This window comes from Deltaproteobacteria bacterium, from assembly GCA_020845895.1.
In the GTDB taxonomy this organism is placed as follows: Bacteria; Lernaellota; Lernaellaia; order JACKCT01; family JACKCT01; genus JADLEX01.
On sequence record JADLEX010000112.1, the window covers coordinates 1 to 8,057 of the forward strand.

General features: G+C 62.5%; 9 protein-coding genes. 5 read left to right on the forward strand and 4 right to left on the reverse strand.

The window, feature by feature from the left end; translation table 11 throughout:
- Window positions 1-230 precede the first annotated feature (230 nt).
- The 5 genes from IT350_15305 to IT350_15325 all read left to right on the forward strand — a co-directional run bounded on the left by IT350_15305 (window position 231) and on the right by IT350_15325 (window position 2,810).
- Entirely contained in the window at window positions 231-1,181 is a 951-nt protein-coding gene (locus IT350_15305) for a hypothetical protein (protein MCC6159416.1), read from the forward strand.
- A gap of 18 nt (window positions 1,182-1,199) precedes the next feature.
- A complete protein-coding gene (locus IT350_15310; GenBank protein ID MCC6159417.1) occupies window positions 1,200-1,607 on the forward strand; it encodes a hypothetical protein in 408 nt (135 codons plus the stop codon).
- On the forward strand, window positions 1,601-1,795 hold the full coding sequence (locus IT350_15315; protein ID MCC6159418.1) for a hypothetical protein: 195 nt from the start codon (window positions 1,601-1,603) through the stop codon (window positions 1,793-1,795). Before IT350_15310 ends, IT350_15315 begins: the two co-directional genes overlap by 7 nt.
- Window positions 1,792-2,214, forward strand: a complete 423-nt coding sequence (locus IT350_15320) for a hypothetical protein (protein ID MCC6159419.1) — start codon at window positions 1,792-1,794, stop codon at window positions 2,212-2,214. Before IT350_15315 ends, IT350_15320 begins: the two co-directional genes overlap by 4 nt.
- 146 nt (window positions 2,215-2,360) lie before the next feature.
- Window positions 2,361-2,810, forward strand: coding sequence for a hypothetical protein (locus tag IT350_15325; protein ID MCC6159420.1), 450 nt, complete (start codon window positions 2,361-2,363; stop codon window positions 2,808-2,810).
- Between the two features lie 72 nt (window positions 2,811-2,882).
- Here the strand turns inward: IT350_15325 and gyrB are convergent, their stop codons facing one another.
- From gyrB to IT350_15345, 4 genes are all read right to left on the reverse strand, one after another.
- Entirely contained in the window at window positions 2,883-5,369 is a 2,487-nt protein-coding gene (gene gyrB / locus IT350_15330) for a DNA topoisomerase (ATP-hydrolyzing) subunit B (GenBank protein MCC6159421.1), read from the reverse strand.
- A gap of 420 nt (window positions 5,370-5,789) precedes the next feature.
- Window positions 5,790-6,803 (reverse strand): LysM peptidoglycan-binding domain-containing protein, encoded by a 1,014-nt coding sequence (locus tag IT350_15335; protein MCC6159422.1) that lies wholly within the window; start codon window positions 6,801-6,803, stop codon window positions 5,790-5,792.
- A 30-nt stretch (window positions 6,804-6,833) separates the two neighbouring features.
- Window positions 6,834-7,571 (reverse strand): tetratricopeptide repeat protein, encoded by a 738-nt coding sequence (locus IT350_15340; protein ID MCC6159423.1) that lies wholly within the window; start codon window positions 7,569-7,571, stop codon window positions 6,834-6,836.
- Between the two features lie 310 nt (window positions 7,572-7,881).
- A partial coding sequence (locus IT350_15345; GenBank protein MCC6159424.1) for a hypothetical protein occupies window positions 7,882-8,057 on the reverse strand: 176 nt, incomplete at its 5' end.

Sequence of the window (8,057 nt, forward strand, 5' to 3'; positions counted from 1 at the left end):
ACAAGGACCTGTGGATGCTTCAGGCCGCCCTCAATGCGGGCGCGGAGCTTGACCGGAAAGAGGGCGTGGCGTAACCATGTTTAACCGAACCGCCGATCCACTTTCCACGGAGAATGGGACAGGCTCCTTCGATCCGACCGGCAATCTCTTCTGGGCTCGGTCCGGCATTGTGGGGTGTGATCCCGATAACGACTGGCCGTACTGAAAACCCGAATACGAAGGAGCGGAACATGAAAGCGAAGACATGGATCATCATGGGGACGATGCTCATCGCCGCCGTATTCGCGGGCATCGCCGGCGGACAGGCGGAGTCGACGACGACCGAGAGCGCGAAATTCGATGGCGGACCCGCGCCGCGGGTCGTGCGTTACGCGGATATCCACGACGCTCTCCTGACCATGAGAGCCGGCATCGACCAAGCCCTGGTGGCGGGTGCCGTGCGTGCCGAATCGGCAGTCACGGTGTCGGAGACGGCGTCGATCGCCGAGTGGTTCGACGTGCCAGAAGACCTGAAACGATCCGAACAGTTCGATGAATGGGACGGCCAGACGATCCGCGAAGAGAGTGCGACCCTGCTCATCAAGCGCCGCGCGGGCTATCTGCGCATCATCGACAAGGCGTCGGTCGAGAGGGACCGCACGGCGGCTTTGGCGCAGCCGAATACGCTGGCGCTGTCCGAGTCGCACGCACAGGATGCGGCCATGGGATTCGCGGATTATCTCGGTGTGGATCGAGCGCAGATCGGTCGTGTGGATGTGAAAAAGGTTGTCGGAGAATCCGGCGGGCCCGACGGCATCGTCATCAACCGGGTGGAGTCCGAGTATCTCGTTACGTTCGATCGGCTCCACAACGGCGTCCGCGTGGCGGGGGCGATGTTCCGCGCGGCCGTGGACGACGACGGAAAGATCAAGCGCGCGCTCATCCGCTGGCCCGAACTCGAACCGATTTCCTCGACACGAAAACCCGTTGCCCTCGAAAAGGTCGCGGAGACGATCAAGGCGCGTCTCGACGAGATGTACGCGCGAACGCCGAAGGTGCGTTACGACATGGGGCCGTTCATCCATCAGAAATATTCGGACGGACGGTTCGTCGCCGAGCCGGTCATTCGCGTCATGTCAGCGGGCGTTACGGACGAGACGTCGTCGCCGATTGTGTTCTTCAACGTGCCGTTGTCTGACTAAGGCAAAGGAGGTCGACCAATGAAATTCCTTCAAGGAAACGCGCTGTGCAGTTTCATCGGTACAGCGACGGTTCTTGTCGCATTGCTGCTCTCCTCCTGCGCTGATACGGATGACGAAAACGGCGGCGCGACAAAACCGAGTTGCACCTTTTCGGAGTCTGACGCGTGCGACTTCGTCCTGAATCCCCTTTGTGCAGACGAGTACGAGTGGGGATTCAGTACCATCTCGGAATGCCGTGACATCATTTCCGTCTTCGAGGAATCCGATTCTCCCTGCGACGCGCTCGTCGCGAACTGCCTGAATTCGATGCTGAAATACGGCACTCCAAACTCGGATTCGTGCAGCGTGACGGATCCCAAGAGTTGCGACGACGCGTGGAACGACTGGAACGGCTGTCTCGCGCTCGCCGAATCGGGGGATTGCTGATCGAACAACGGGAGGTCGTCGCGCCGCAAACATGGCGCGGCGGCCATCTTCCAAAATGCGCGAGCGACCGGGTTATCGTGAAGCCTGTGATTTGTGTCATGTCGGCGGGCGTTACGGACGAGACGTCGTCGCCGATTGTGTTCTTCAATGTGCCGTTGACGGACGAGCTGAGGGAGGACCGGCCATGACGGGAACAAGGTGGTTTCGTGCCAGTCTCGTCTGCTCGCTGACCATCGCGATGTCAGTCTCGATCCTGGTCTCCTGCGAACAAGACGACGACACCTCGGAAAGCGCCGGTCAGAACGAGTGCGTCTATTACGAGATGCACCCGTGCGACACGATTGACGACACGTCTTGCATCGGTGAGCACGAGTGGGGATTCGAATTCACATACGAATGTCGCGATTTCATTGAGGACTATCTCGATTCCGACGACTCGTGTGAGCGGCTTGCCGGCGAGTGTCTCAATTCCATCTACCAGTACGGCCCGGTCGCCAACGTGGAGGGCGAAGCCGAGGTTTGCATGGAGATCAACCCCACCAGTTGTGACGACGCTTGGAACGACTGGAACGACTGCCTCGCGCTGGCGGAGTCAGAAGACTGCTGATACGACATGGACGTGCGCCGCGCCGCCGAGGCGGCGCGGCGCGCAATCATCCGCGTCGTGTCAGTAGGCGTTACGGACGAGACGTCGTCGCCGATCGTGTTCTTCAACGTGCCGTTGACGGACTGACAGCGGGAAGGAGAGACTGCATGTGCACACAAGAACTGAAATGGACTGCCTTGGTCTTCGTTCTCGCTGGAATGGCGCTCATGCTCAGCGGCTCCTCATGTGACGAGGACGAGTCCGAGGACAGTGCGCAGACGACGGAGTGCGTGTATTCAGAAGACAACGCCTGCGAATATGTCTGCGCGAATGACGGAAACGAATACCCGTGCCTCGATGCCCACGATTGGGGCTTCGAAATCATCACGTCGTGCATCGCGTCGTGTCAGGACGTGATCGGCGGGTTCCGCGATTCGGATGACGCCTGCGATGAGGCCGTCGCCGCATGCCTCGATGCGATTTATCAAAATGGGCCGGTTCCTCTGGGTCCCGGAACGACAGAGACAAGTTGCCAGGACCTGAACCCCACCAGTTGCGACGACGCGTGGAACGACTGGAACGACTGCTTGGCGCTGGCGGAGTCGGACGATTGTTGAACGAATGACACGTAAGCCCCGCGTCGCTTCGGCGGCGCGGCGGCGCGTGTTGGATCTTGAGTCGGTCTCCGCTCAGATATCGAGATTCACGACGGCGAGCGCGTTGTCCTCGATGAACTTACGTCGCGGCTCGACCTGATCGCCCATCAGAATCGTGAAGATGTCGTCGGCTTCGACCGCGTCCTCGACGTGCACTTGCAACAACACGCGATTGTTCACGTCGAGGGTCGTCTCCCAGAGCTGCTCCGGGTTCATTTCGCCGAGACCTTTGAAGCGCTGGATCGTCAGACCGCGCTTGCCCGCGTCGAACACGGCGTGCAGCAGGTCGAAGCGATCGGCCACCGCGGCCTGCGTCTTGCCGTCGTCGAGCGCGAAGGGCCCGGCGGGCACGTCGGCGAGCGCCACGTGCGCGTCGCGCAGGCGTTGATACTCGACGAGACCGACGAGCTCGGCGTCGATCGGCACATCGCCGCCCATCTCGGCCCCGACGGTGAAGGCCCAGGACGAGGTCTCGGGATGCTGCGCGACCGGGCCGATGCGGCGACCGGTTTCGGCGAGGTGCGCCGCGAGACCGGCGACGCGCTCGCGGTCGAGAAAGTCGTCGCGCCGCAGGAAACCGCGCGCGAGCAGCGACTCGGTGACCGCGCGCTCGTATCCGCGCCGCGCGAGCAGGCGCACGAGCCGGTCGTAACGCACCAGGCGGCGCATCGCGTCGCGCAGCGTGTCGCCGGTCCACGTCGCGTCGCCCGCGCGCACGACCATGTCGTCGCAGGCTTTGGCGAGCAGGAACTCGTCGAGCTCCGCGTCGTCTTTTTTGTACTGGATGTCCTTGCCCTTGCTCACGCGGTACAGCGGCGGCTTGGCGATGAACAGGTGGCCGCGCGCGACCAGCTCGGGCATCTGGCGGAAGAAGAACGTGAGCAGCAACGTGCGGATGTGCGAGCCGTCCACGTCGGCGTCGGTCATGATGATGATCTTGTGGTAACGCAGCCGCGTGATGTCGAAGTCGTCCTTGCCGATGCCGGTGCCAAGCGCGGTGATCATCGTGCCGATCTCGGCGTTGCCGAGCATCTTGTCGAAGCGGGCCTTCTCGACGTTGAGCACCTTTCCGCGCAGGGGCAGGATGGCCTGCGTGCGCCGGTCGCGGCCCTGTTTGGCCGAGCCGCCGGCGCTGTCGCCCTCGACGATGAACAGTTCGGACGCCGCGGGGTCTTTTTCCTGGCAGTCGGCGAGCTTGCCGGGCAGGCCCGAGAATTCGAGCGCGCTCTTGCGCCGCGTGAGATCGCGGGCCTTGCGCGCGGCCTCGCGGGCGCGGGCGGCATCGACCGACTTGAGCAGAATGCGTTTGGAGACGGCGGGGTTCTCGGCCAGGAACTCGCCGAGCTTTTCGTTCACGAGCGATTCGACGATGCCCTTGACCTCGCTGTTGCCGAGCTTGGTCTTGGTCTGGCCCTCGAACTGCGGTTCGCGCACCTTGCACGCGATGACGACCGCGAGCCCCTCGCGCACGTCGTCGCCCGACAGGCCCTGCTTGAGATCCTTGAAGAGGTTGGCGCCCGTGCCGTAGGCGTTGATCGTGCGCGTGAGCGCCGCCTTGAAGCCGGAGAGGTGCGTGCCGCCCTCGGTGGTGTTGATGTTGTTGACGAACGAGTAGACCTTTTCGTCGTACCCGTCGTTATATTGCATGGCGATCTGCACCGCGACGTCCTCGCGCTCGGCCTCGATGTAGATCGGCGCGTGGACGGGCGTTTTGTTGCGGTTCAGGTGCTCGACGAAGCTGACGATGCCGCCCTCGTAATGGAAGTCGTGGACCTTGCCTCCCTCGCGCTCGTCGCGGATGACGATGCGCACGCCGGGGTTGAGGAACGACAGTTCGCGCAGGCGCGACGAGAGCGTGTCGAAGTTGTATTCGAGCTCGGTGAAGATCTGCGGATCGGGCTTGAAGGTGACCTTCGTGCCGCGCCTTTCGGTAGCGCCGACCTCATGGAGCTTCACGACGGTTTCGCCGCGCGCGAACTCCATGCGGTGCACGCGACCGTCGCGCTTGATCTCGAGCCCCAGGCGCTCGGACAGCGCGTTGACGCACGACACGCCGACGCCGTGAAGCCCGCCCGACACCTTGTACGAGCTTTTGTCGAACTTGCCGCCCGCGTGCAGGATCGTCATGACGACCTCGGCGGCCGGCATGTTCTCTTTCTCGTGCCAGTCGGTGGGGATGCCGCGGCCGTTGTCCTCGACGGTCACCGAGTTGTCGATGTGGATGGCGATCTCGATGTGATTGCAGTAACCGCCCATCGCTTCGTCGATCGAGTTGTCGACGACCTCGTAGACGAGATGGTGCAATCCCATCGAGCCCGTGGAGCCGATATACATGGCCGGGCGCTTGCGCACCGCGGACAGCCCTTCGAGCACGGTGATGTTTTTCGCGGAGTAATCCGACGCGTCGCCCGCCGTCCCCGCCGCGCTGCCGTTGCCGGGCTTTTCCTCGAAGGCGGACTTGGCCGCCGCGAGCGCGTCATCGACTTCTTCGCCGGAAAACCGGTCTTCGTTTTCGGACATCGAGCCTCACTCAGGCGAGCGCGAATCGCGGCGCTCGGGTCGGTTTTCGGTCGGGTCGAAACGTGCGCCGAGCTCGCACGGGGCATTTTCCGCGCCGCGATGCGCACGCGCGCAACCGGTCGCGGACATCATTTCACGCCTTCCGGAAAGCTCACGAAATCCGGCGAATGCCGTTCGTTTCAGCGCGAAAAACTCTAGCAAAAAAAGCCGTTTCGGTCAAACGTCCGACCGGTCGTTTCGCCGCGCGGGAATCCGCAAATTTTCTTTGTAAATTCAATAAGTTGACAATATTTTTTGAAAACGGGGTTGGGCGATTTTCGGCGGTTTTGGGCGCGGCGTTCGCGGGCGGCCGAACGACGCGGGAGCGAACGAAAACGGGCGGCCCGAAAGCCGCCCGCCGAAGTTCGATGGGGAGATCTGTTACTGGATGTCGGACTTGATCGTGTCGCCGACTTTGAGTTCCTTGAGCGAGTTGGTCACGATGGCGGTCGCGTTTCCCGGCTCGACGTGGATGACGATCAGATTGCCCATGAAATAGCCGGGCAGACGCTTTTCGTTCTTGCTCTCGCGCCAGATCGAAAAGCTGTTGCCGAGCTCCACGCCGTCCTTGGAACCGAGGTCGATGAAGACGATGTCCGCCTCGCCGAAGTTGCGTTGATCGGGCTGGAAGGCCACGATGTACCCGTTCAGGTCGAGGCTCGTCTTGTTGAGCGTGACCGAGTACTCGTCGCGGGGCATGGTGATGAGCTTGTCGCCGACCGCCATCTCCGCCGTCGAGTCGATGATCTTGCCCGTGTAGACCACCGCGCCGCTCTTGAGGGTCGTGGACTTCACCGTTTCGATCTCGCCGAGCGTGTCGATGACGTAGCCGATGGAGCCGCCCTTCTCGGGGTGCTTCACCTTCTCGCGCGTGCGGAAGATCGTAAAGATGTCGCCGAGCTGCACGTTGGCCGACTCGTCCATGGTGAAATAGACTTCGAACTCCTCACCCAGCAGCAGCGAATCGTCGAACTCGTCCACGATTTCCCCGGCCTTGTCGAACGAGGCGTTGGTGATGAAATCGACGCGGTTCGTTTTGGTCGAGTAGTACCAGGTGGGGTCCCACCAGTCGAAGGGCGTGATCAGATCCGGCACGCCGCTCTTGAGGCCGTACAACAATCCCTGCTCCAGGCGGATCTTCAGCTTGTTGTCCGGGTAGATCCAGTGCGGGTCGGCGATGTAGGGATTGATCTCCCAGATCAGGGGCCACATCCACGGATCGCCGTAGAAGTTGCCCGAGATGTCCCACAGCGTGTCGCCCGATTGGATCGTGTAGTCGACAATCGACGTTTCCAACTTCTGCTTCGCCGAATCGCTGGCTCCGGCGGCCACGCCGACCGCGCACAGCACCAGCGCCGCGATCAGGGTCCAAGCGAGCTTCGTCGAGATTCTCATCGTCCCCTCCTCAGGTGCGGGGTTCCCCGCTCATTTCGCCAGTTCCTTGCCGGCGAGATCGGCTTCCGCGGTCCCCGGGTATTGGGCGACCACCTTCCGGAACAATTCCTCGCTCTTCGCGGTCAGGCCCTGCGCCGCGAAACACTGTCCCGCGCGCAGGGTGGCTTTCGCCCCGAACGAACCCGCCCCACGCGCGAGCACGAGCCCGTATTCCCGCGCGGCTTGGGCGAAATCACCGAGTTGATAATAGCTTTCGGCCAAATAATAGCGAGCTTGAGCGGAATCCGCGGCATTCGGGTTCGCGGCGAGATACGAGGCCAGATCGTAGGCGGCCAACCCGTAGTTGCCATCCTGGAATTGCCGAACCGCGGGTTCGAGCGCCGGCGACGCCCCCTTGGACGGCTCCGGCGAAGCAACGCCCGCCGTCGGCGCGATGGGCGATTTCGATCCGACGCCCGTGTACGGAATCGGGAACGACATGGCCCGGGGCATGTCCGTGGCGCCGCGGGGCATTTCGCCGCCCTGCGGGAGCGGTCGCGTGGGGTTGGTGTCCGCCGGGGGAGTCTGGGCGACGTAGATCGTCGGTTTTTCGAGATCGGTCTGAAGGCCGCGGATGCTCTCGCGGTTGGCCCGGGCCGTTTCCTGAAGGATCATCACCGAGTTGTTCAGCTCCTCCATGCGCAGGTTCAGGTGCGCCATGGACTGCTGCAATTCGGTCATCTGCGCGCGCATCTTGTCGACGTCCTGCGTGCGGGCGTAGTTGGTCATGCACCCCGTCGCGAAAACCGCGCAAAGGGCCGAGACAAGCAGGACGAACCGGCAGCGATCCCACATCGATACGGATACCCACGTCGGCGACTATGCCCGACGCTAACGAACCTCATCACGATTGTCAACAATTGATGAGTAACTCCGCGAGCTTTTTGGATTTTTGGGCGCGGAGGCAGGGGATGTCGACCGCGGCCGATTTGGTGGACTCCCCCACGACCGAACGCTATGCTGCGTCGATTTCCTCGCCGAAGCGCGAAACCGGGGACGCGCAACCCGGCGCGGGTGCGTGTCCCCGGTTCTCTAGGCTTTACTCGCAGCCCGTCGGCGTGGGGTTGGTTTCGTACTCGCCGCCGTAGACGAGGTAGTTGATCGTCACGGCGGATTCGAAGACCTGCGGGACCTCGGTCTGCGTCACTTCGGTTTCGTCGATGGTCGCCACGAAGTCGTACGGTCCGCCGGTCGGCACGTTGAAGAGCACGAAGA